Genomic DNA, 23235 nt, shown 5'->3' with positions numbered 1-23235 from the left:
CTTATCGGTCCGTATGGCTGCGAATAGCCCAGAATTCCATATCCAGACCCGGGAATTCCCCTGCCAGATGCAGGGCGAAGGCGCTGGACTTTTCCATCTGTTTCCACAGATCGCCGCCTTTCTCCAGCTCGAAGTAGGTATAGCCGGCGTGGTACGGAATCTGACGCGGCGCGGCTGGCATGGTGCGCAGGCCGATGCCCGGCAGCTGTAGCTGCACCAGATCGCGGATGCGCGTCACCGGGGCAATTTTCATCTGCGCCGGGAAGTGGGTCAGCAGCACGTCGGCGGCGACGTCGGCGCGTACCGCCAGCACAAAGCCGAAGTCGCGCATCATTTTGGTGTCCTGCACCGTCGCCACGTTCAGCCCGTGCGAGCGTTCGACCAGCGTCAGCTGAATAGCATTGTCTTCCAGCACCACCGACAGCCCCTGGCGCAGCAGCAGCATCAGTTTACCGAAGCACAGCGCCGGGTTGTCGTGATCGTATACCGGCAGGCGGCCTTCCGGCGTGCGCTGCGGTGAAAAGCTGGACAGCTCGGTGGCGAACTGCAGCCATTCGGCAAACAGGCGTTCCGGGTGCAGATGTTCCAGGTGCCAGGCATGGCTGACCTGGCCGAGATAGCGGTTCACCAGCTGCAGCAGCATAAAATCGACCATTTCGGAGCTGCCGCCGCGGCCCGGCTGCAGCAGACGCTGGCTCATCTGCTGGCTGCGTTGCTGCAGCAGGCCCTGCAGATCGTTGATAAAAGTTTTCAGTGCCGGGCTGCTCTGGCAGTTGAGCGTCGGCGGAATCAGGTCTGGCTCCAGGCGCAGGCTGTTGTCGCTGCGTTTTTCCAGCACGCGGGTGACGGTCATGGCGGTCCATTCGGCGTTCAGATCGCTTTCCAGCATCAGGCGCAGGCGCAGGTTGCCGAACTGCAGCGCTGCGCTGCCGACGGAGACCGCATTGAGATCGTCCACCTCATTTTCGTAAGCCAGATAGCGCGCCAGCGCGTCCGGCGACTCCTGGAAGATAACGTCTTCACGGCCGGCGCGGTACGTCGGCAATGCCAGTACAACATTTTCGCCGGTTTTGTTCTCGGCAATGGCCAACGGGGCCGGTGCCTGCTGTGCGCCGTTGAAACGGAATGGCGTGCCGTCCGGCATAATGCCGCTGGCGGCGGTCAGGGCAATTTTCCCCTGACGCAGCAGGGTCTGATCCAGCTCAAGGGTCAAAAAGCCCCAGAAACACCCGTTATGCGCCTGTCCCCAGTTACGCACGTAACTTTCGAGGTAGTTTTCCGCCTGCTGGAAATGGTGGGGACGCAGAAACATCCCTTCACTCCAGACCACTTTATGAGCATCTTTCATCATCACACCTATGTAGAGGGCGGGCGCGCCCGCCCCAAATAATCAGTCTTCGTCTTTGACGATGCGCAGACCGTTAACATCGGCCACAACGTGCGCTTGCAGCTCATCCGGCGAGAATTGCCAGACCTTATAGAAATTGGTTTCGGTCGGGGCGGGCAGCGGCAGTGAAATGCGCCAGGCTTTGCCGTCCAGATTCTGGTATTCGGCGATTACGCCGATATAGCGCGTTTCCAGAGTGCTTTGGCCGTTCAGTTTTTTACCATTTTGGCCAGGCGTCAGGAAAAACTGGTCGCTGTCCAGCAGGCTGTTGCCCAGTACGCTTTTGGCGTCGTTTTGCAGGCTGAAGAAGTCGGCATCCATAAATTCCGCGTCAGAACGCAGCAGCAGCACGCGCACCTTGATCGGCGCGGGGCGCTGGCCGGCGGCGGCATTGACCTGCGGGACGGCGTCAAACGTCAGGCTGTAGCGCGACGGCACGCTTTTTGCCGAAGACATACAGCCGCTGAGCAGCAGCGCGCCCAGCATCAGCAGGCTAAAACCCCACGCACGCGGGGCGAATGATGATTTCATTATCAATGACTCCCAGCGAAAGGGGACTACTCAAGGATCCAGGTGGCCGATTTGGCGTCTTTACAGGCTTTGCCGTCGCTGCCGACCTGAACGCAGTTTTGCGGTTTGGCGGCGGCGCGTGCACGGCGCGGTCGGTCTTTTCGCAAGGTTGATTTGTATTTGTTTTCGGGCACGCCGGCGTTGTTCTGGATATAACCCATCAGGTCGCCGCCGCGTACGGCGGAGATGGCCAGCCAGTCGTTTTCCACTTCGCCGAGCGCGTAGAAGGAAGCGGCGTTGTCGAGGCGCGTAACGGTGGCGCCACCGTAACCCGGCTGGGTCATGACGCTGGCGGCGTACAGGCTGCGGTACTCTTCATTAATCGGTTTGAACTGTTTCGGTGCGGCGATCGCCATACGGTGCTGCAGCTTCACGCCGTTGATTTCGCTGGTGACCAGGGTATCTGAACTGATGACCGGCGGCGGCGGCGGCGTCGAACAACCGGCAAGGATCAGGGCGGAAAGCAGTGTCATCGTAATCCGTATTTTCACAATATCCTCTTTATATCTTTTGTTGTCTGTCGGCTAGAAGCGCGGTGATTAATCAACGTTCATCGTCACTGCGGCTGCGCATTGGCGATGTGGATGACGGGGTACGACGCGCGTTGCCATAGGGAAATGGTTCTGGACTGGCGCCGCCGAGTGCCGGTGCGGCAAAGGGCTTAGGCCTGCGCGATGGCGCCAGTGCGGATGCATTTCTGTCAGGGGTGGGGAGTAACGCGGCAGGGCAGGACGAGGCCGGCGGGAAAAACGGCTGCCGGCATCCCGCCGTGAAACGGCAGCGCCTGGTCGTCGCGTTTTCCCTGCGGTGGTGTGGGCAGCAGGCATGGAGAAGCCGCCGTTTTTACCCAGGTAAAAACGGCGGCTTCCCAGAAGATAATGTTCCTGCTGGTGGCCCAGACAAGGAGAGACGCCGTAGCGTAACAACATGGTAGTGGTAGCTTTCATTGTGTGTGTAAGGCTTCCTGTGGATATCAGCGCGCTGCCACGCAGCACCGCTCAAAACAGTCCCGTTTTAGGTTTTATAGATATCAGGCTACGTCACAAGAAATTATGTAAACGACAGGGAAATAAAAGGTAACGTTCCCTAAAACAAATGATTATGCGTATGCATGGCATCAGGCGCACATCCGTTCGGGCGCAGGGACCGGGGAATAGCGAGCCTTGTTGCATGCGACGGTTACGCGTTATTAAGCTGGAAAACAGCGGATAATGTGATGATTTTTGCTTAATGATTAGCGAGCGATTGAACGTTGCAGGTGCCGCTCAGACTGGCGTCTGGCAGCGCCGTGTGCCTCAATTCGCGCCATGTTTAATGATAAGCAGACACATACTATTTTTGCCGTTCAGGCATGGCTACCGCACGGGATTAACGCGCGATCCCGAGGGCGTATCTGTCACAAATAGAGCGTTTTATTATCCGAATATTTAACAATCTTTACACATCCACGGGTCTGGCTGCAGTTTACAATAGCCACAGGCATTTGCAAAATGACCGCGAGTAACCCATTTTGGTGAAGCTAACTTACGCAATTTTTTATTTTTATGCAATATAAACAGCGAGTTAAAATGCATCCCATTTTCCATGTGTATGATTTGGTGAATTGGTAATACCAAAAGCTTATGAGTCAGGTGTCTCTTAACCCTCTTAATTAAAACTATTTTTTAACGAAAATTAACTTTTCGCTGATTTTCTATCCTTACCATTCACATGATAAATATAGAGAAATACATAAATTAATCGAATATTATTTCAGATAAATCTCATTGGTGGCGGGGGTGGGGATGGCGATTTTTGATTGTAAAGCACTCATGCCATGGTGGGCTGAACGCATGAGTCTAGGTTTTTTCTGGTAAAAAAGTTAATGGGTTGAGCTAAATCTTAGGTTTACCCATGCTGGGGGCGAGCGCCCCCAGCGGCATGATATTGATTACTCTTCTGCGACGCGAATAACCAGTTTGCCGAAGTTTTTCCCTCTGAGCAGGCCGATAAAGGCCTGCGGGGCGTTCTCCAGGCCGTCGATGATATCTTCGCGGAATTTTATGTGGCCCTGATTGACCCAGGTTTCCATTTGCTGCAGGAACTCAGTGAAGCGCGGCGCATAGTCGTCAAAAATGATAAAACCTTGCATGCGAATGCGTTTACGCAGGATCAGCGCCTGCAGCATTGGCAGGCGATCCGGTCCGTTGGGCAGGCCAGTGGCATTATATTGGGCGATAATGCCGCAGACGGGAATGCGCGCCCTGGCGTTCAGTAAAGGCATTACCGCGTCGAACACCGCGCCGCCGACATTTTCAAAATAAACGTCAATGCCATTTGGGCAAGCCTGGGCGAGCCGTTCGGCAAAATCGTCGGCGCGATGATCGATGCAATCATCGAACTGCAGCTCATCCTTCACATAGCGGCATTTTTCTGCGCCGCCGGCGATGCCGACCACGCGGCAGCCTTTCAGTTTCGCCACTTGGCCGACCACCGAACCGACCGCCCCACTGGCGGCGGCAACCACCACGGTTTCGCCGGGCTGCGGCTGGCCGATGTCCAGTAATCCCATATAGGCGGTAAAACCGGGCATGCCTAATACCCCGAGCAGGCGTGAGGGGTGTTCCAGGTGTGCGCCAAGATTGCGCACGTTGCTGCCGTCGGTAAGTGAGTAGTCCTGCCAACCCGTGGCGCCCAGCACCCAGTCGCCGGGTTTAAAATCCGGATGTTGTGAGGTGACGACGCGCGATACGGCGCCGGCGACCATGACGTCGTCAACTTCTACCGGGGGAGCATAAGAAGGGGCATCGCTCATCCGGCCGCGCATATAAGGGTCGAGCGACAGATAAACAGTGCGCAGTAACGCCTGGCCTGCGGCGGGCTGCGGTACGTCGGTCGTTTCCAGACGTAAATTTTCCGGGGTGGGTTCGCCGTGCGGCCGTGAAGCAAGCACGATCCGGCGATTGTTTTGTGGTTGTTGAGACATAAAACGCTCCTGAGCTGCGGGTACCAGCCCCTAGTCTAGTCAGAAGCGATGGGGAACAACCAACGGAAAGTGCTCCGCGCCGCGCCGGGTCAGAGCGGGACGATCAGCACATCTGTCCGGCTGGTATCGATAAACCGCGCGGCTGAACAGCTCAGCTTGTTCATCAGATGGCCGCTGTGATTGCCGCAGATAACCAGATCAAAACTGCGCTGCTGGCAGGCGTAGCTGAGGCCGTCCCCCAGTTCTCCCTGCACCACCAGTAAGTCGGCGATCGGATAGCCGGCCTGCTGGCGGAGTTGTTCCAGGAACAATCGGGTCTCTTCTTCCATCAGGTTGCGCAGATCGCCGAGCATCGGGCCGGCGAAACTATTATAAAGCTCAGGGTTCGCCACCATGCTTAACAACGTGAGCTGTCCGCTGTAGGGACGGACGATGGAGACCGCTTTTTGCACTAATAATTGACTGTCGGCGGCCACGGCGACGGCAACCAGCACCTTTTGATATCCCATATTTCCTCTCCATCTATTGTCCCGATAAATAATCGTAGAAGCTGATGAGGGAAATAACCGTGTTTTGCATCACGCGCGACAATAAATTTTCCAAAAAGCCTTTATTGAGCAATTAAAGATAACGGTGGTTGCGCACGTTATGATTCGCAGGAAAAAATTAAAGCACGCGGGCCCATAATGTTTTAGGAATTTTTCCCAGGTCAAACAGTTTACCTGAAACCAACTCGGCGCGCCGGTGGTCTGCCGCACGGTACATGTTGCTCATTTCTGTATCATTATCAATCGAGTAGTGTAGCTTGTCGTAAACCTTTTCCAGGCTGTCCAGGCTGGAGCATTTACGAAATGTCATCAGGTATTCTAGGGTAGTTGTCATGATTTAAATATAGCCTGTTAATAGTTGTGATTAGGAAAAATCACATATGTAGAGTGATTGCACCGTTGCCGTGTATGGACGACAGACTAAAAAGTAGAAACTATGGTGAAAAACGAGCACCGGTGAAAAATAACGCGCCAAGTGCGCATAAGCGCCAGAATAGTAATATGCCCGTGCGTTGTCAGCAATGCGGCAACGCCCGATTTTTTATGAATTCAGCCTAGTCTTAAGCTGGCCGGCAGCGTTCAGGCTGCATTTTCAGATTTATGTCAGTCATGGCGTGTTGAATATTTCCGGAAGGCGGCGGGGAAGTGTGGCGTATCTGTGCCGATGGGCGGGATGCGCCGGCAACCTGTTTTGCGTTGCTTGGGGGCCGCGATAACCCCGAGTGAGAAAACGTCCGGCTATTCGGGGGACATTTGGTGTCGAACACTGGCCTGGCACATCGGCGGGAAAACGATAAACAGGCGAGTGTCTGAGCCGTTGGTTTTGAGCGATGAATGGCAGGGATAAAGGAAATATACACCTGGCATAAAAGACGGGAAAATACAAAACTCCGCGAACGTATTAATCTGGCGCAATTTTTCAGATTGTTTTTTTGCGGAAATATAAAAAAACAATTAAAGGATTAAACAATCCTGCCGATAGTTAGATTAACGCGCTCTATACATTTATTTTATGCAGATGGCCCGCGCCGGTGGATATGCTTTGTTACATCTCTTGGCTTTTGTCCCGCACTAGCCCGGCGCTTTGCCAAGACTATTCGCTATTGTCGAATAGTGATTCACTGAAATCTGCACTTTTTGCGATATCTTACCTACAAACAACCTTATAGTTGATGCGGCTAATTGTTAGCGTGCTGATGGTTAGATTGCTGTTAACTAGCTATTTACTCTGTATTTATCCGAGATATGCAGATTTTTGTTCTGTGATTTTGGTTTGGTGACGCTTTTGTTCGAATTGATCTAAAAAAGCTATTTTTTTGGCTGATAAATATCTCTTTTCAGACGTTTTTTTACTTGTGGCGCTTTTTTGCGCGTTGATCTGTGCAAAAAAAATGCTGCCAACCTGATATTTGAGTTAAAAAGGCTGCATTTTTGTGATCTACGTCACATTGTATTTAAAATTGCCGTATGCTTGCGTTGTGTGTGCTAACGGATCGGGGGTAGAGTTGCTGTTGTTTAGGAATAATCTTATTAACTTGTAAAAAAGCTTCACCGTGATTTCGCAACCAGCGGAGCAGGGTGTTGCATACCTATTCACATGGATTTGAGAGCGAATTATTTACTGAATGACGTTCCGGGAGCGTGAAATCGGCACTCTCTTTTCACGGATGATAATCAGGATTCATTTGCCAACTTCGAGAAAACCCAAGTCACGGGCGATAAAATTATCACCCAGCGTATGTTTTTAAACATAGTCTGTCGGGATGGGAAATATGGGTACGTCTGAATTACTTAAGCATATATACGACATCAATTTGTCGTACTTACTTTTAGCACAGCGTTTGATTAATGATGAAAAAGCATCGGCAATGTTCCGTCTGGGGATTGATGAGGATATGGCCGACGCCCTGTCGCAATTAACGTTACCGCAAATGGTCAAGCTGGCGGAGACCAACCAGCTGGTGTGCCATTTCCGTTTTAACGATCATCAAACCATCACACAGCTGACAAAAGAGTCGCGTGTTGATGACCTGCAGCAGATCCACACCGGGATTTTGCTCTCAAGCCATTTATTGCAAGAGCTCTCCGGTAAGCAGGACGGCGCGATGAAGAAAAGGGCTTGAAGATGGCGGATAAGAGTATTGTCAAGGAAGCCAAGGATATCCAGCTTGCCATGGAGTTGATCGCTCTGGGAGCACGGCTGCAGATGCTGGAAAGCGAGACGCAGCTCAGCCGCGGCAGATTAATCAAGCTGTACAAGGAACTGCGCGGCAGTCCGCCGCCGAAAGGCATGCTGCCGTTCTCTACCGACTGGTTTATGACCTGGGAACATAACATTCACTCGTCGATGTTCTATAACGCCTATTGTTTCTTGCTCAAAAGCGGGCAATGCACGGGCGTTGAGGCGGTGATCAAAGCCTACCGTTTATATCTGGAACAGTGTCCCCAGCAGCCGGGCGAGCCGCCGTTGCTGGCGCTGACCCGCGCCTGGACGCTGGTGCGCTTTGTCGACAGCGATATGCTGCAGCTTTCCGCCTGCAGCAGCTGCGGCGGTACGTTTATCACTCATGCACATCAGCCGCTGAGCAATTTCGTCTGCAGTTTATGCCAACCCCCATCCCGCGCCGTAAAAAGACGTAAACTTTCGCCGCAACTGGCCGATATTATTCCACAACTGTTGGACGAGCCGGTTAAACGCGCAATGTAAGCCGGGGTTCCTCCGGCTTACGGCATCAATTTATCACCCATACGTAGGGGAGCCGGCGGCTCCCGTCGGCGCAGGCTGTTGCGCCGCTACGATGGCGTTTGGCATTGCTCCCGTCCTCCATCCACCTCGTTTAATTAAGGAATGCGTGTGTTAGTTATTTTGGGTTACGTAGTGGTTCTGGCCACGGTATTTGGCGGCTATATGATCGTGGGTGGCCACCTCGGCGCGCTGTATCAGCCGGCGGAGTTCCTGATTATCGGCGGCGCCGGCGTTGGCGCGTTTATCGTCGGCAACAACGGTAAAGCGATCAAGGCCACGCTGCGCGCCATACCTACGCTGATGCGCCGCTCAAAATACAACAAAGCGCTGTATATGGATTTGATGGCGTTGCTGTTTCGCCTGCTGTCCAAATCACGCCAGCAGGGGATGCTGTCGCTGGAGTTCGATATTGATAACCCGCAGGAGAGTGAAATTTTCTCTAATTATCCGCGCATTCTTGCCGATAACCATTTGGTGGAATTTATTACCGACTATTTACGGTTGATGGTGAGCGGCAATATGAACGCGTTTGAAATTGAGGCGCTGATGGATGAAGAGATTGAAACCTTCGAGCAGGAAAGCGAGGTGCCGGCCGGCAGTCTGGCAATGGTCGGCGATTCACTGCCGGCGTTCGGCATCGTCGCCGCCGTGATGGGCGTGGTGCACGCGCTGGCCTCGGCTGACCGGCCGGCGGCGGAGCTGGGGGCGCTGATCGCCAATGCGATGGTGGGGACTTTCCTTGGGATCCTGCTGGCTTACGGTTTTATTTCTCCGCTTGCCACCCTGCTGCGGCAAAAGAGCGCGGAGAACGTCAAAATGATGCAGTGCATCAAGGTGACGCTGCTCTCCAGCCTGAACGGCTACGCGCCGCAAATTGCCGTCGAATTCGGCCGTAAAACCCTGTACACCACGGAGCGGCCGTCCTTTGTGGAACTGGAAGAACATGTTCGTCAGGTGAGGGCGCCGGCGCAGCAGGCAGCGGAAGAAGAGCAGGCATGAAGCAGAATCACCCGGTCGTCCTGGTTCGCAAGCGTAAGGCGCACCATAACGCGCATCACGGTGGTTCCTGGAAAATCGCCTATGCCGACTTTATGACGGCGATGATGGCGTTCTTTTTGGTGATGTGGCTGTTGGCCATCGCCAGTCCGCAGGAGTTAACGCAAATCGCCGAATATTTCCGTACGCCGCTGAAAGTGGCGCTGACCGGCGGCAACAAAAGCAGTGCCGAAAGCAGCCCGATTCCCGGCGGCGGCGAGGATCCCACCCGGCAGGACGGGCTGGTAAAAAAACAGCCGAACGCCGAACAGCAGGCGGAAGCGCGGAGGTTCAATAAGTTGCGCGAGCGGCTGGATCAGCTGATTGAGTCCGACCCGCGCCTCAGGGCGCTGCGGCCGCACCTGCTGATTAACCTGATGGATGAAGGGTTGCGCATCCAGATTATCGACGGCAAGAACCGGCCGATGTTCAAAACCGGCAGCGCGCAGGTGGAGAATTATATGCGCGATATTCTGCGGGCAATTGCGCCGATCCTGAATGACTTACCCAATAAAATCAGCCTGTCTGGCCATACTGACGATCTGCCGTACGCCACCGGCGAGCGCTATTACAGCAACTGGGAACTGTCCGCCGATCGCGCCAACGCCTCACGGCGAGAGCTGATTGCCGGCGGGCTGGCGGAAGGCAAAGTGCTGCGCGTGGTGGGCATGGCCGCCACCATGAGTTTGAAGCAGCACGGGGCGGATGATTCGATGAACCGGCGCATCACGATCCTGGTGCTGAATAAACAAACGCAGCAGGGCATCGAGCATGAAAACGCCAAAAGCGAGGCGGCGGAAATCAGCCGGCCGCAGGCGCTGAAGCAACTGGCGCCGCAGCCTGTTGCCGCGTCGACACAAAAGACGCCGGTTGGAGAAGCGGCGGTTCAGCCGTCAGCGCCGGAGGCTCCACAGCCGGAGGCGCCGACGACGGACGTCTCACCGGCGCCGGCGGCAGGCCCATCGACTAACCCACAGCGTCTCACAGTAGAGGTGATCCCGTGAGTATGGATATTAGCGCTTTTTATCAGACCTTTTTCGATGAAGCAGACGAGCTGCTGGCGGATATGGAACAGCACCTGCTGGAGCTGGATCCGCTGGCGCCGGACATCGAACCGCTGAACGCCATTTTCCGCGCGGCCCATTCGATTAAAGGCGGTGCGGCCACCTTCGGTTTTAGCATTCTGCAGGAAACCACCCATCTGTTGGAAAACCTGCTGGACAGCGCGCGGCGCCAGGAAATGAGCCTGAGCACCGAGATTATCAACCTGTTTCTGGAAACCAAAGACATTATGCAGGAGCAACTGGACGCCTATAAAACGTCACAACAACCCGATGCCGACAGCTTTGCCTATATCTGTCAGGCGCTGCGGCAGTTGGCGCTGGAAGCGCAACAGGACGCTCCCGCACCGCCGGCAGCGGAGCCTGAGGTGGCCGCCCCGGCGATGCCGCCGTCCGCGTCAGCCGGAGCCGGCGGGCTGCATATTTCACTGACCGATCTGAAACCGAACGAAATCCCGCTGTTGCTGGAAGAACTGGGTAACCTCGGCGAAGTGCGCGATCCGCAGCAGGGTGAAAACAGCCTGTCGGTGACGCTGCTGACGTCCGTCAGCGAAGAGGATATCAGCGCGGTGCTCTGCTTTGTGCTGGAGCCTGAGCAGATTGCCTTCGCTGCGACCACAGCCCCGTCGGCTGAGGCGGCAAAAGTGGCCGGGCCTGTTCCACCGGCGGTGCAAACGGCGGCGCCGGCGGCAGACGCGCCGAAGCCGCGCAGCAAAGCGGCGACGGAGTCCAGCAGTATCCGCGTGGCGGTCGAGAAGGTGGACCAGTTGATCAACCTGGTCGGCGAGTTGGTGATCACCCAGTCGATGCTGGCGCAGCGTTCCGGCACGCTGGATCCGGTCGCGCACGGCGACCTGCTCAACAGCATGAGCCAGCTGGAGCGCAACGCACGTGACTTGCAGGAGTCGGTGATGTCGATCCGCATGATGCCGATGGAGTACGTGTTCAGCCGCTTCCCGCGGCTGGTGCGGGACCTGGCCGGCAAGCTGAACAAGCAGGTAGAGCTGACGTTACAGGGCAGCTCCACCGAACTGGATAAGAGCCTGATAGAGCGCATTATCGATCCGTTGACCCACCTGGTGCGCAACAGCCTGGACCACGGGATTGAAGACCCGCAGGTGCGTCTGGCTGCGGGCAAGCCGGAGGTCGGCAACCTGATTCTGTCGGCGGAGCATCAGGGCGGCAATATCTGCATTGAGGTGACTGACGACGGCGCCGGGCTGAACCGGGAAAAAATCCTGGCCAAGGCGGCCGCGCAGGGGCTGGCGGTCAGCGACAGCATGAGCGACGAAGAGGTTGGTATGCTGATCTTCGCGCCGGGCTTTTCCACCGCGGAACAGGTGACCGACGTCTCCGGCCGCGGCGTCGGCATGGACGTAGTGAAGAGAAACATTCAGGAGATGGGCGGCCATGTAGAAATTCATTCGCAGGCGGCCAAGGGAACCTCTATCCGTATTTTGCTGCCGCTGACGCTGGCGATCCTGGACGGGATGTCGGTCAAGGTGAATGACGAGGTGTTTATCCTGCCGCTGAACGCGGTGATGGAGTCGCTGCAGCCGCAGGCGGAAGATCTGCATCCGCTGGCCGGCGGCGAGCGGGTGCTGCAGGTGCGTGGCGAATACCTGCCGCTGGTTGAGCTGTACCGTATCTTCGACGTTGCCGGCGCGAAAACCGAAGCGACGCAGGGCATCGTGGTGATACTGCAAAGCGCCGGCCGGCGCTACGCGCTGCTGGTGGATCAGTTGATCGGCCAGCATCAGGTGGTGGTGAAAAACCTGGAAAGCAACTACCGCAAGGTGCCGGGCATTTCCGCAGCGACCATTTTGGGTGACGGCAGCGTGGCGCTGATCGTCGATGTGTCGGCGCTGCAGACGCTGAACCGTGAAAAGCTGCTGCCGGAGGCGGCGGCGTAACTCGTTAACCGACTTGGATAGGGCATGAATATGGCTGGATTGGCAAGCGTCAGCAAAATGGCTGGTGAAACCGTAGGGCAGGAGTTCCTGATTTTTACGCTGGGTAATGAAGAGTACGGCATTGATATTCTGAAGGTGCAAGAGATCCGTGGTTATGACCAGGTGACGCGCATCGCCAACACGCCGGCGTTTATTAAAGGGGTGACCAACCTGCGCGGCGTGATCGTGCCGATTATCGATCTGCGGGTGAAGTTTGCCCAGCAGGACGTCTCTTACGATGAAAACACCGTGGTGATTGTGCTCAACCTCAGCCAGCGGGTGGTAGGTATTGTGGTGGACGGCGTGTCCGACGTACTGTCGCTGACCGCCGAGCAGATCCGGCCGGCGCCGGAATTTGCCGTCACGCTGGCGACCGAATACCTCACCGGGCTGGGGGCGCTGGGTGAACGGATGCTGATCCTGGTGGATATTGAAAAACTGCTGAGCAGCGAAGAGATGTCGCTGGTCGACAGCGTGGTGAAAAGCGCCTGATTCACAGATGGCCGTCGCCGTTGTGCCGCCGTCTCCGGGCGGTGCAACGGCGGTAACCGACTCACACAAAATAGTTACCCGCAACCATAAAGTTCTCTTCGGCGCCGCCGATAACCCAGACAGATAACGTTTTGGGATTTATCCGAGTGGCATTCCAAGAAGGGGACACATGTTTAATCGTATGAAAGTCGTGACCAGCCTGCTGTTGGTGCTGGTGTTGTTTGGTGCGTTGCAGCTGATTTCCGGCGGACTGTTCTTCTCCTCGCTCAAGAGCGATAAGGAAAACTTCACCGTATTGCAGACTATCCGACAGCAGCAGTCCGAACTGAACGGCAGCTGGGTAAGCCTGTTGCAGGCCCGCAATACGCTGAACCGCGCGGGCATCCGCTACATGATGGATGCCAATAAAATCGGCAGCGGCGCCAGCGTGCAGGATTTACTTGCATCGGCCCGCAGCGCGCTCGGCGAGGCGCAGCAGCGTTACGCCGCTTACGAAAAAGTCCCGCTTGGCGAGCGACAGGACCGGCAGGCTGCTGAAAAGCTTAAGCAGCAGTATCACATTTTATACGGCGCGCTGTCGGAGCTGATCCAACTGCTGGACGCCGGCAAAATCAACGCCTTCTTCGACCAACCGACTCAAAGCTACCAGGATGCCTTCGAACAGGTCTATGTCGCGTATCTGATGAAAAACGGCGAGCTGTATCACGATGCGGTAGAGGCCAACGAACGCTCTTATAGTTCGGCGCTCTGGACATTGGTGACCGTGCTGCTGGTGGTGCTGGCGGCGATCGTGCTGGTATGGAGCGGTATTCATCATATTCTGGTACGTCCGCTTAACCGCATTATCGAACATATCAAACACATTGCTGCCGGCGATCTGACCCGGTCGATCGACGTCGGCAGCCGCAACGAGATGGGCGTGCTGGCCGCCAGCCTGCAGCATATGCAGGCCGAACTGACTAACACCGTCAGCGGCGTGCGTCAGGGGGCCGACGCTATCTACAGCGGCGCGTCGGAAATCGCCGCCGGTAATAACGATCTCTCCTCCCGCACTGAACAGCAGGCGGCTTCGCTGGAAGAAACTGCCGCCAGCATGGAGCAACTGACCGCCACGGTGAAACAGAATGCGGAAAATGCGCGCCAGGCCAGCCAACTGGCGCTGAGCGCCTCTGAAACCGCGCAGAAGGGCGGCAAGGTGGTCGCCGACGTCGTGCAGACTATGCACGATATCGCCGGCAGTTCGCAGAAAATCGCTGATATTACCAGCGTGATCGACGGCATTGCCTTCCAGACCAATATTCTGGCGCTTAACGCGGCGGTGGAAGCGGCGCGCGCTGGTGAACAGGGGCGCGGTTTTGCCGTGGTGGCCGGCGAAGTGCGCAATCTGGCGCAGCGCAGCGCGCAGGCGGCAAAAGAAATTAAAGGACTGATTGATGACTCGGTCAGCCGTGTCGATATGGGATCGGTACTGGTGGAAAGCGCCGGCGAAACCATGGGCGATATCGTCAATGCGGTGACGCGGGTCACCGACATTATGGGAGAAATCGCCTCCGCGTCCGACGAGCAGAGCCGTGGGATCGACCAGGTCGGCCAGGCGGTGGCGGAAATGGACCGCGTCACGCAACAGAACGCCTCACTGGTGGAAGAGTCGGCCTCTGCGGCCGCGGCGCTGGAGGAGCAGGTCAGCCTGCTGACGCGCTCCGTCGCGGTGTTCCGCCTGCATAACAACGGTCAGGAAACCGTCAACGCGCCGGTCATCAGCAAGGCGGCTGTCCCGAGCATTACGCCGCGTAAAGCCAGCGTCGGCGAGACGCAGGATAACTGGGAAACGTTCTGACTCTGAGGTGCCGTAACCGCCGCATGCTGTAGCGCGGCGGTTGCGGAGAAAGCGCCTCTGTTCCGTCGTCGGCTGGCCGCGTCCGGATGAAAGGAGATTCATCATGTTTAACCGAGTCCGTATTTCCATCAGCCTGTATCTGCTGATGTTCTGTTTTTGTCTGATGCAGCTGATCAGCACCGGTCTGTCGTTCAGCGCCTTCCGCGCCGACAGCCGCAGCTTTGAGGTGATAACGCAGGGAAGTCAACAGCGTGACGTGTTGACGATGAGCCGGATTGCATTGCTGCAGGCGCGCAATAGCCTGAACCGCGCCGGCACCCGTGCTGCGCTGCAGCTGCCGCAGGAGCAGGTGACCCCCCTGATGGATGACGCCCGCCGTTCGCTGCAGAGCGCCGAGCAGGGTTTTGGTCAGTTTCAGACGCTTGCGCCCGCCGGCGAGAGTGAACGCCGCCTGACGGCCCGCTATCAGCGGTTGCGCGCAGCGCTGCTGGAGCTGATCGGTTTGTTGGAGAGCGGCAACCTGCAGGCTTTTATGGCGCAGCCCACGCAGCAAATACAGGCGCAGTTTGACACGGAGTTCACGCATTACCTGCAGCAGTTGAGGGGCGAGATGGCGCAGGCGCAGCAGGCCAATCAGCGGGCCTACGCCTTGGGCGGCTGGATGCTGGCGGGCGCGGTGCTGATGCTGTTCGTCGTCGCCGGCAGCGCCATTTGGTGGCAGCAGACCGTGCTGCTGGGGCCGCTGAAAACCATGCGCCGCCATTTTGAACGCATCGCCGCCGGCGATCTGGCGATGCCGGTGGAGGTGAAAGGCAACAATGAAATCAGCGCGCTATTCGCCGGGCTGCGGCAGATGCAGCAGTCGCTGGCCAATACCGTCGGCGCAGTGCAGGACGGGACACAAGCCATGCTGATCGGGCTGCAGGAGATTGCGGCAGGCAATAACGACCTCTCTTCCCGCACCGAGCAGCAGGCCGCCTCGCTGGAAGAAACCGCCGCCAGCATGGAGCAATTGACCTCAACGGTGAAACAGAACGCCGACAATGCGCGCCAGGCCACGCAACTGGCGCGCGATGCGTCGACCATCGCCGCCAAAGGCGGCGAACTGGCGGGCGAGGTGGTCGATACCATGTGCGCTATCTCCGGCAGTTCGCAGAAAATCGGCGCCATTACCGGCGTCATCGACGCTATTGCCTTCCAGACCAATATCCTGGCGCTTAACGCGGCGGTGGAGGCGGCGCGCGCCGGCGAACAGGGGCGCGGTTTCGCCGTGGTGGCCGGTGAGGTGCGCAGTCTGGCGCAGCGCAGCGCGCAGGCGGCGAAAGAGATTAAAGATTTGATCGATGAGTCGGTGGCGCGGGTGCAGCAGGGGTCGACGCTGGTGGAACACTCCGGCGCCACCATGCAGGACATCGTGCGTTCGGTAACGCGGGTTACCGACATCATGGGGGAAATTACGTCCGCGTCCGATGAGCAAAGCCGCGGCATTGAACAGGTGACGCAGGCGGTGACGCAAATGGATCAGGTGACACAGCAGAATGCGGCGCTGGTGGTCGAGGCGGCCTCTGCCGCCAGCGGTCTGGAAGAGCAGGCGATCGCCCTGGCGGATGCGGTGTCGGTATTTCGTCTGGCGGACGCGCACGTCAGCGTGCCGGCCGCAGAGTGGTTACAGAGGCAAAAGGAGACGCCAGATTGTCAAACAGCATAAAACCGAGTTCTTTTCCGGGTAAGACGCGATGAAGCCTTTACCCCATGGCGCGGCGACGCCGCTGGCGCAGATGGCGCAGCGTCTGCCGCTGTCCGACGTGCATTTTCGCCGTATCAGCCAGCTGATTTATCAGCGCGCCGGCATCGTGCTGGCGGAGCATAAACGGGAAATGGTGTACAACCGCCTGGTGCGCCGCCTGCGCCTGCTGGGCATCAATGATTTCGGCAGCTATCTGGCGCAGTTGGAGAGCGACGTCAACAGCGCCGAATGGCAGGCGTTTATCAATGCGCTGACCACCAACCTGACGGCGTTTTTTCGTGAGGCTCACCACTTTCCTATTCTGGCCGAACATGCCCGCACGCGCCCGAACGGCTACTGCGTCTGGAGTACCGCCGCCTCGACCGGCGAAGAGCCGTATTCCATCGCCATCACCCTGAGCGAAACGTTGGGGCAACGGGGCGGCGGCTTTCAGGTATGGGCCAGCGATATTGATACGCAGGTGCTGGAGAAGGCGCTGGCGGGCATCTACCGGCAGGAGGACCTGCGCACGCTGACGGCGGGGCAGATGCAGCGCTACTTTTTACGCGGCACCGGGCCGCATCAGGGGCTGGTGCGTATCCGGTCGGAACTGGCGGCGCAGGTGCACTTTCAGCCGCTGAACCTGCTGGCGCCGCAGTGGGATCTGCCGGGGCAGTTCGACGCTATTTTTTGCCGCAACGTGATGATCTATTTCGATAAGGCGACGCAGGAAAAGATTCTGCGTCGGTTTGTTCCCCTATTGAAGCCTGGCGGGCTGCTGTTTGCCGGTCATTCCGAAAACTTCAGCCAGATCAGCCGGGATGTCTACTTGCGCGGGCAGACCGTGTATGGCCTGACCAAGGAGAGGTAATGAGTAAAATCAGAGTGTTAAGCGTAGATGACTCCGCCCTGATGCGGCAGCTGATGTGTGAAATTGTCAACAGCCACGCGGATATGGAAATGGTGGCGACCGCGCCGGATCCGTTGGTGGCGCGCGATCTCATCAAAAAATTTAATCCGCAGGTGCTGACGCTGGACGTCGAAATGCCGCGCATGGACGGATTGGAATTCCTTGAAAAGCTGATGCGTCTGCGGCCGATGCCGGTGGTGATGGTGTCATCGCTAACCGGCAAAGGCTCGGAAATTACCCTGCGGGCGCTGGAACTGGGGGCGATTGATTTCGTCACCAAGCCGCAGTTGGGCATCCGCGAAGGCATGCTGGCGTACAGCGAGCTGATCGCCGAAAAGATTCGCACCGCCGCCCGTGCGCGCCTGCCGTCGCGTACGCGCGCCGCCGCGCCGCCGATCCTCAGTCATACGCCGCTGCTCAGCAGCGAAAAGCTGATCGCCATCGGCGCCTCCACCGGCGGCACCGAGGCGATTCGTCAGGTGCTGCAGCCGTTACCGGCCACCAGTCCGGCGCTGCTGATCACGCAGCATATGCCGCCGGGGTTCACCCGCTCCTTTGCCGAGCGTCTGAACAAACTGTGCCAGATTACGGTGAAAGAGGCGGAAGACGGCGAGCGCGTGCTGCCGGGGCACGCTTACATCGCGCCGGGTGATCGTCACCTGGAGCTGGCGCGCAGTGGCGCCAACTATCAGGTGAAGCTGCATGACGGACCGCTGGTCAACCGGCACCGGCCGGCGGTGGACGTGCTGTTCCGCTCGGTGGCAAAGTTCGCCGGGCGCAATGCGGTCGGGGTGATCCTGACCGGCATGGGGAACGACGGCGCCGCCGGCATGCTGGAAATGCACCGCGCCGGCGCCTATACCCTGGCGCAGGATGAAAACAGCTGCGTGGTGTTCGGTATGCCGCGCGAGGCTATCGCCGGCGGCGGCGTCAGCGAAGTGGTGGAACTGGAACGGATAAGCCAGCGCATGCTGGCGCAAATCGCCGGAGGGCAGGCGCTGCGTATCTGACGCCGCCTGCGTCGGGGGCGAACGGATTTAGCCGGCGTCGCCGGAGTAGCGGCGGCGCGGCTGTTGCTGCAATTGGCTCAATAATGAGCATTAAACCTTAGGACTAACTATGGCAGATAAAAATCTCAGATTTCTCGTGGTGGACGACTTCTCAACCATGCGTCGCATCGTCAGGAACTTACTGAAAGAGCTGGGCTTCAATAATGTGGAAGAGGCGGAGGACGGCGCCGACGCGCTGGGCAAACTGCAGGCTGGCGGTTTTGACTTTGTGGTCTCCGACTGGAACATGCCGAACATGGACGGCCTGGAGCTGCTGCAGGCGATTCGCGCCGACGGACAGTTGGCGAAACTGCCGGTGCTGATGGTGACCGCCGAGGCCAAGAAAGAGAACATTATTGCGGCGGCGCAGGCCGGCGCCAGCGGCTATGTGGTGAAGCCGTTCACGGCGGCGACGCTGGAAGAAAAGCTCAATAAGATCTTCGAAAAACTGGGCATGTAAGGAGAAAGCGCCATGACAAATATTCCGATGCCTGCCAGCGATGCGGCGAGCGCGGGGGAGATTATCGCCCGTATCGGCCAGTTGACGCGGATGCTGCGCGACAGCATGCGCGAGCTGGGACTTGACCAGGCGATCGCCCAGGCGGCGGAGGCGATACCGGATGCGCGCGACCGGCTGGACTATGTCGTGACCATGACGGCGCAGGCGGCGGAACGCGCCCTGAACTGCGTTGAAGCGGCGCAACCGCGCCAGGCGGAGCTGGAAACCGGCGCGAAGGCGCTGCAGGGGCGTTGGGATGAGTGGTTCGCCAATCCGATCGAGCTGGCGGAGGCGCGCGTGCTGGTCAGCGATACCCGTCAGTACCTGGCGCAGGTGCCGGAGCACACCGCCTTTACCAACGCGCAGCTGCTGGAAATCATGATGGCGCAGGACTTCCAGGATCTGACCGGTCAGGTCATCAAACGCATGATGAGCGTGGTGCAGGAGATCGAAAAACAGCTGCTGATGGTGCTGATGGAGAATATTCCGGAGCAGCCGGTTAAAGATAAGCGGCCGAATGACAGTTTACTCAACGGTCCGCAGCTCGATCAGAACGGCGTCGGCGTGATCGCCAATCAGGAGCAGGTGGACGACCTGCTCGACAGCCTCGGTTTCTGAGGGATACCGGGCGCGGGTCGCCGCGTCCGGTGATATTTTTTGTGTAATCGATGCTCTGCGGCGGCAAAACTGACCGTAATCTCCGCGTCCGGTCGTTCCCCATCCCCGAAATAACTCACCTTTTCCCGCGCTGTTCCATCAATAAACTCCGCATTTTTTTGTCATGCTGACCGCAATTTTATTCCTTTCCGGCACGGTGAGCAGGCAGTGGCTGAAGACAGCGATCTGGAAAAAAGCGAGGCCCCCACGCCCCATCGGTTGGAAAAAGCGCGGAAAGAGGGGCAGATCCCGCGTTCGCGCGAACTGACGTCCATGCTGATGCTGATCGTGGGGTTGGCGTGTCTGTGGCTGGGGGGCAGCAATATGGCCCGGGAGCTGTCACAGATGCTGGCCGGCGGCCTGCATTTCGATCACGCCATGGTGAATAACGATAAACAGATGCTGCGCCAGCTGGCCACGTTGCTGCGTCAGGCGGTGTGGGCGCTGTTGCCGGTGCTGGCGGGGCTGGTGCTGGTGGCGCTGACCGCGCCGATGCTGTTGGGCGGCCTGCTGTTCAGCGCCAAATCACTCAAGTTCGATCTCAAACGGCTGAACCCGCTGTCCGGCCTGAAACGCATCTTTTCCAGCCAGGTGCTGGCGGAGCTGCTGAAGGGCGTGCTTAAAGCGCTGCTGGTGGGCTGGGTGACCGGTCTGTATCTGTGGCACAACTGGGCGGCGATGCTGCATCTGGTGACGCAGCAGCCGCTGGATGCGATGGCCAACGCGCTGCAGATGGTGGTGTTCTGCGGCCTGCTGGTGGTGCTTGGCCTGGTGCCGATGGTGGCGTTCGACGTGTTTTATCAGCTGTGGAGCCACTTCAAAAAGCTGAAGATGACCAAGCAGGATATTCGCGACGAGTTTAAGGAGCAGGAGGGCGATCCGCACGTGAAGGGGCGGATTCGCCAGCAGCAGCGCGCCGCCGCCCGCCGCCGCATGATGGCGGACGTGCCGAAGGCGGACGTGATCGTCACCAACCCGACGCACTACGCGGTGGCGCTGCAGTACAACGATAAAAAGATGAGCGCGCCGAAGGTGCTGGCGAAAGGCGCCGGCGAGATTGCGCTGCGCATCCGCGAACTGGCGGGAGAACACCGTATCCCGCTGCTGGAGGCGCCGCCGCTGGCGCGCGCGCTGTACCGTCACAGCGAGATTGGCCAACATATTCCCACTACCCTGTATGCCGCGGTCGCCGAAGTGTTGGCCTGGGTGTACCAGCTACGCCGCTGGCAGCGAGAAGGGGGGCTGATCCCGAAAAAACCTGAACATTTACCGGTGCCGGACGCACTGGATTTTGCTGGAGAAAGTAACGCTGATGGCTAATTTGGCCTCCCTGCTTCGTTTGCCGGGGAATTTTAAAGATACGCAGTGGCAGGTGCTTGCCGGCCCGGTGCTGATTCTGCTGATTCTGTCGATGATGGTGCTGCCGCTGCCGTCGTTTATCCTCGATCTGCTGTTCACCTTCAATATCGCACTGTCGATTATGGTGCTGCTGGTGGCGATGTTTACCCAGCGCACGCTGGAGTTCGCCGCGTTTCCCACCATTTTGCTGTTCTCGACCCTGCTGCGCCTGTCGCTGAACGTGGCCTCGACCCGCATCATTCTGATGGAAGGGCATACCGGCTCTGCGGCGGCGGGACGGGTGGTGGAAGCCTTCGGCCACTTCCTGGTCGGCGGCAACTTCGCCATCGGCATCGTGGTGTTTATTATTCTGGTGCTGATTAACTTTATGGTGATCACCAAGGGGGCCGGGCGGATTGCCGAAGTGGGCGCGCGTTTTGTGCTCGACGGCATGCCGGGCAAGCAGATGGCGATCGACGCCGACCTGAACGCCGGACTGATTGGCGAAGAAGAGGCGAAAAAACGCCGCGCCGAGGTGACGCAGGAGGCGGATTTCTACGGCTCGATGGACGGCGCCAGTAAATTTGTGCGCGGCGATGCGATTGCCGGCCTGATGATTATGGTGCTGAACGTGGTCGGCGGCCTGTTGGTCGGCGTGGTGCAGCACGGCATGCCTTTGGGGGCGGCGGCGGAGAGCTACACGCTGCTGACCATCGGCGACGGGCTGGTGGCGCAGATTCCGGCGCTGGTGATCTCTACCGCCGCAGGCGTGATCGTCACCCGCGTGGCGACCGATCAGGACGTTGGCGAGCAGATGGTCGGCCAGCTGTTCAACAACCCGCGCGTGATGCTGCTCAGCGCCGGGGTGCTGGGGCTGTTGGGGTTGGTGCCGGGCATGCCGAATCTGGTGTTCCTGCTGTTTACCGCCGGGCTGCTGGGGCTGGCCTGGTGGCTGCGCGGCCGTGAGCAGCAGGCGCCGCGCCAGGCGGAAGCACCGGCCGCGCCACAGGACAACCCGCAGGCGCTGGAGGCCAGCTGGTCGGACGTTCAGTTGGAAGATCCGCTGGGCATGGAAGTGGGCTACCGGCTGATCCCGATGGTGGACTTCCAGCAGGATGGCGAGCTGCTGGGGCGTATCCGCAGCATCCGCAAAAAATTCGCCCAGGAGATGGGCTACCTGCCGCCGGTGGTGCATATCCGCGACAATCTTGAGCTGCCGCCGGCCCGCTACCGTATTCTGATGAAGGGCGTGGAAATCGGCAGCGGTGAAGCGCATCCGGGGCGCTGGCTGGCGATTAACCCCGGCAATGCGGCGGGGGAACTGCCCGGCGAGAAAACCGTCGATCCGGCCTTTGGTCTGGAAGCGGTGTGGATCGACAGCGCGCTGCGTGAGCAGGCGCAAATTCAGGGCTTCACGGTGGTGGAGGCCAGCACCGTGGTGGCTACCCACCTGAATCATCTGATCGGCCAGTTCGCCAGCGACCTGTTTGGTCGTCAGGAGGCGCAGCAACTGCTGGACCGCGTGACGCAGGATATGCCGAAGCTCACCGAGGACTTTGTGCCCGGCGTGGTCTCGCTGACCACGCTGCACAAGGTGCTGCAAAATCTGCTGGCGGAACGTATTTCGATTCGCGATATGCGCACCATTATTGAAACGCTGGTAGAGCATGCGCCGACGCAGAGCGATCCGTATGAATTGACCGCCGTGGTGCGCGTCGCGCTGGGAAGGGCGATAACCCAGCAGTGGTTCCCGGGCAACGGTGAAATTCAGGTGATTGGCCTGGATACCCAGTTGGAGCGTCTGTTGCTGCAGGCGCTGCAGAACGGCGGCGGGCTGGAGCCGGGGCTGGCCGAAAGGCTGTTGGAACAGGCGCAGCAGGCGCTGCAGCGTCAGGAAATGCACAGCGCGCCGCCGGTGTTGCTGGTCAATCACGCGCTGCGGCCGCTGCTGTCGCGCTTTCTGCGCCGCAGTCTGCCGCAGCTGGTGGTGCTGTCGAATCTGGAAATCAATGATGAGCGCCAAATTCGCATGACCGCCACCATCGGCGGCGTCTGATGAGGCGTCTGTGGCTGCTGCTGTGGCTGTTCGGCGTGCCGGCGGCGCAGGCGGTCTCCGGCTCCTGGGCGGCGGACGGGCTGGGGGCGACGCTGAGCCACGGTGGTATCAGCACGCAGTCGTCCGCGCTGCGGCCGCCGAATGTCTTGCCGAGCGATGAGGCGCGCATCGTCAGCGTCAGCTGGCGTTATCTGCTGACATCACCGCCGCCGGCTGGTTTACAGGTGCAGCTGTGCATACCGGGACGTTGCGTACCGCTCGCAGGCGCCAGCGGCACTACGCTGGCGTTGCAGGACGCGCCGGCGGCCAGCGAGCTGCGCTTCAGCTATGTTGTGCAGACGCGCGGCGCGTTGTTTCCTCCGCTGCGGGTGCTCAGCAACCAGGTGATTGTCAATTATCAGTAATGT

Annotated in this window: 21 protein-coding genes; 15 read left to right on the top strand and 6 right to left on the bottom strand. The window is 58.5% G+C overall.

Annotated features, from left to right (window positions below):
• Position 1: 1 nt before the first annotated feature.
• From tssK to ydgT, 6 genes are all read right to left on the bottom strand, one after another.
• A complete protein-coding gene (gene tssK, locus CLM71_RS14330) occupies positions 2 to 1348 on the bottom strand; it encodes a type VI secretion system baseplate subunit TssK (protein ID WP_105231612.1) in 1347 nt (448 codons plus the stop codon).
• Positions 1349 to 1390: 42 nt separating this feature from the next.
• The gene (gene tssJ / locus CLM71_RS14325) at positions 1391 to 1918 is read right to left on the bottom strand and encodes a type VI secretion system lipoprotein TssJ (protein ID WP_105231611.1); all 528 of its coding nucleotides are present in this window, start codon (positions 1916 to 1918) and stop codon (positions 1391 to 1393) included.
• Positions 1919 to 1944: 26 nt separating this feature from the next.
• On the bottom strand, positions 1945 to 2448 hold the full coding sequence (gene tagV, locus CLM71_RS14320) for a type VI secretion system accessory protein TagV (RefSeq protein WP_105231610.1): 504 nt from the start codon (positions 2446 to 2448) through the stop codon (positions 1945 to 1947).
• Positions 2449 to 3887: 1439 nt separating this feature from the next.
• Positions 3888 to 4922 carry an NADP-dependent oxidoreductase gene (locus tag CLM71_RS14315; protein ID WP_105231609.1) on the bottom strand — a complete coding sequence of 345 codons (1035 nt, stop codon included), beginning with the start codon at positions 4920 to 4922 and terminating at the stop codon, positions 3888 to 3890.
• Positions 4923 to 5011: 89 nt separating this feature from the next.
• On the bottom strand, positions 5012 to 5431 hold the full coding sequence (gene uspC / locus CLM71_RS14310; protein ID WP_105231608.1) for a universal stress protein UspC: 420 nt from the start codon (positions 5429 to 5431) through the stop codon (positions 5012 to 5014).
• A 157-nt stretch (positions 5432 to 5588) separates the two neighbouring features.
• On the bottom strand, positions 5589 to 5804 hold the full coding sequence (ydgT, locus tag CLM71_RS14305) for a transcription modulator YdgT (RefSeq protein WP_105231607.1): 216 nt from the start codon (positions 5802 to 5804) through the stop codon (positions 5589 to 5591).
• Between the two features lie 1438 nt (positions 5805 to 7242).
• Here ydgT and flhD point away from each other — a divergent pair.
• The 15 genes from flhD to CLM71_RS14230 all read left to right on the top strand — a co-directional run bounded on the left by flhD (position 7243) and on the right by CLM71_RS14230 (position 23232).
• Positions 7243 to 7593, top strand: a complete 351-nt coding sequence (gene flhD, locus CLM71_RS14300) for a flagellar transcriptional regulator FlhD (protein ID WP_172606272.1) — start codon at positions 7243 to 7245, stop codon at positions 7591 to 7593.
• Between the two features lie 2 nt (positions 7594 to 7595).
• On the top strand, positions 7596 to 8177 hold the full coding sequence (flhC, locus tag CLM71_RS14295; protein WP_105231605.1) for a flagellar transcriptional regulator FlhC: 582 nt from the start codon (positions 7596 to 7598) through the stop codon (positions 8175 to 8177).
• A 147-nt stretch (positions 8178 to 8324) separates the two neighbouring features.
• Positions 8325 to 9215, top strand: coding sequence for a flagellar motor stator protein MotA (gene motA, locus CLM71_RS14290; protein ID WP_105231604.1), 891 nt, complete (start codon positions 8325 to 8327; stop codon positions 9213 to 9215).
• Positions 9212 to 10255, top strand: coding sequence for a flagellar motor protein MotB (motB, locus tag CLM71_RS14285; protein WP_105231603.1), 1044 nt, complete (start codon positions 9212 to 9214; stop codon positions 10253 to 10255). The genes motA and motB overlap by 4 nt, the downstream gene beginning before the upstream one ends.
• Positions 10252 to 12225 carry a chemotaxis protein CheA gene (gene cheA / locus CLM71_RS14280; RefSeq protein WP_105231602.1) on the top strand — a complete coding sequence of 658 codons (1974 nt, stop codon included), beginning with the start codon at positions 10252 to 10254 and terminating at the stop codon, positions 12223 to 12225. The genes motB and cheA overlap by 4 nt, the downstream gene beginning before the upstream one ends.
• A 30-nt stretch (positions 12226 to 12255) precedes the next feature.
• Entirely contained in the window at positions 12256 to 12756 is a 501-nt protein-coding gene (cheW, locus tag CLM71_RS14275; protein ID WP_105233410.1) for a chemotaxis protein CheW, read from the top strand.
• Between the two features lie 169 nt (positions 12757 to 12925).
• On the top strand, positions 12926 to 14593 hold the full coding sequence (locus CLM71_RS14270; protein ID WP_105231601.1) for a methyl-accepting chemotaxis protein: 1668 nt from the start codon (positions 12926 to 12928) through the stop codon (positions 14591 to 14593).
• A gap of 103 nt (positions 14594 to 14696) precedes the next feature.
• On the top strand, positions 14697 to 16301 hold the full coding sequence (locus CLM71_RS14265) for a methyl-accepting chemotaxis protein (RefSeq protein WP_105231600.1): 1605 nt from the start codon (positions 14697 to 14699) through the stop codon (positions 16299 to 16301).
• A 28-nt stretch (positions 16302 to 16329) separates the two neighbouring features.
• Complete coding sequence (gene cheR / locus CLM71_RS14260) at positions 16330 to 17190, top strand: protein-glutamate O-methyltransferase CheR (protein ID WP_105231599.1); 861 nt, start codon at positions 16330 to 16332, stop codon at positions 17188 to 17190.
• Positions 17190 to 18239, top strand: a complete 1050-nt coding sequence (locus tag CLM71_RS14255; protein ID WP_105231598.1) for a chemotaxis response regulator protein-glutamate methylesterase — start codon at positions 17190 to 17192, stop codon at positions 18237 to 18239. The genes cheR and CLM71_RS14255 overlap by 1 nt, the downstream gene beginning before the upstream one ends.
• Before the next feature lie 109 nt (positions 18240 to 18348).
• Positions 18349 to 18738 (top strand): chemotaxis response regulator CheY, encoded by a 390-nt coding sequence (gene cheY / locus CLM71_RS14250; protein WP_105231597.1) that lies wholly within the window; start codon positions 18349 to 18351, stop codon positions 18736 to 18738.
• Positions 18739 to 18750: 12 nt separating this feature from the next.
• Positions 18751 to 19395, top strand: a complete 645-nt coding sequence (cheZ, locus tag CLM71_RS14245) for a protein phosphatase CheZ (RefSeq protein ID WP_105231596.1) — start codon at positions 18751 to 18753, stop codon at positions 19393 to 19395.
• A gap of 207 nt (positions 19396 to 19602) precedes the next feature.
• Entirely contained in the window at positions 19603 to 20754 is a 1152-nt protein-coding gene (gene flhB, locus CLM71_RS14240) for a flagellar biosynthesis protein FlhB (protein WP_105231595.1), read from the top strand.
• Positions 20747 to 22828, top strand: a complete 2082-nt coding sequence (gene flhA / locus CLM71_RS14235) for a flagellar biosynthesis protein FlhA (RefSeq protein WP_105231594.1) — start codon at positions 20747 to 20749, stop codon at positions 22826 to 22828. The genes flhB and flhA overlap by 8 nt, the downstream gene beginning before the upstream one ends.
• On the top strand, positions 22828 to 23232 hold the full coding sequence (locus tag CLM71_RS14230; RefSeq protein ID WP_105231593.1) for a flagellar protein FlhE: 405 nt from the start codon (positions 22828 to 22830) through the stop codon (positions 23230 to 23232). The genes flhA and CLM71_RS14230 overlap by 1 nt, the downstream gene beginning before the upstream one ends.
• Positions 23233 to 23235 lie beyond the last annotated feature (3 nt).

This window comes from Serratia sp. MYb239, from assembly GCF_002966855.1.
GTDB lineage: Bacteria > Pseudomonadota > Gammaproteobacteria > Enterobacterales > Enterobacteriaceae > Serratia_B > Serratia_B rhizosphaerae.
Note: the sequence above shows the minus strand (reverse complement) of the source record. Positions and strands in the feature narration are given on the sequence as shown.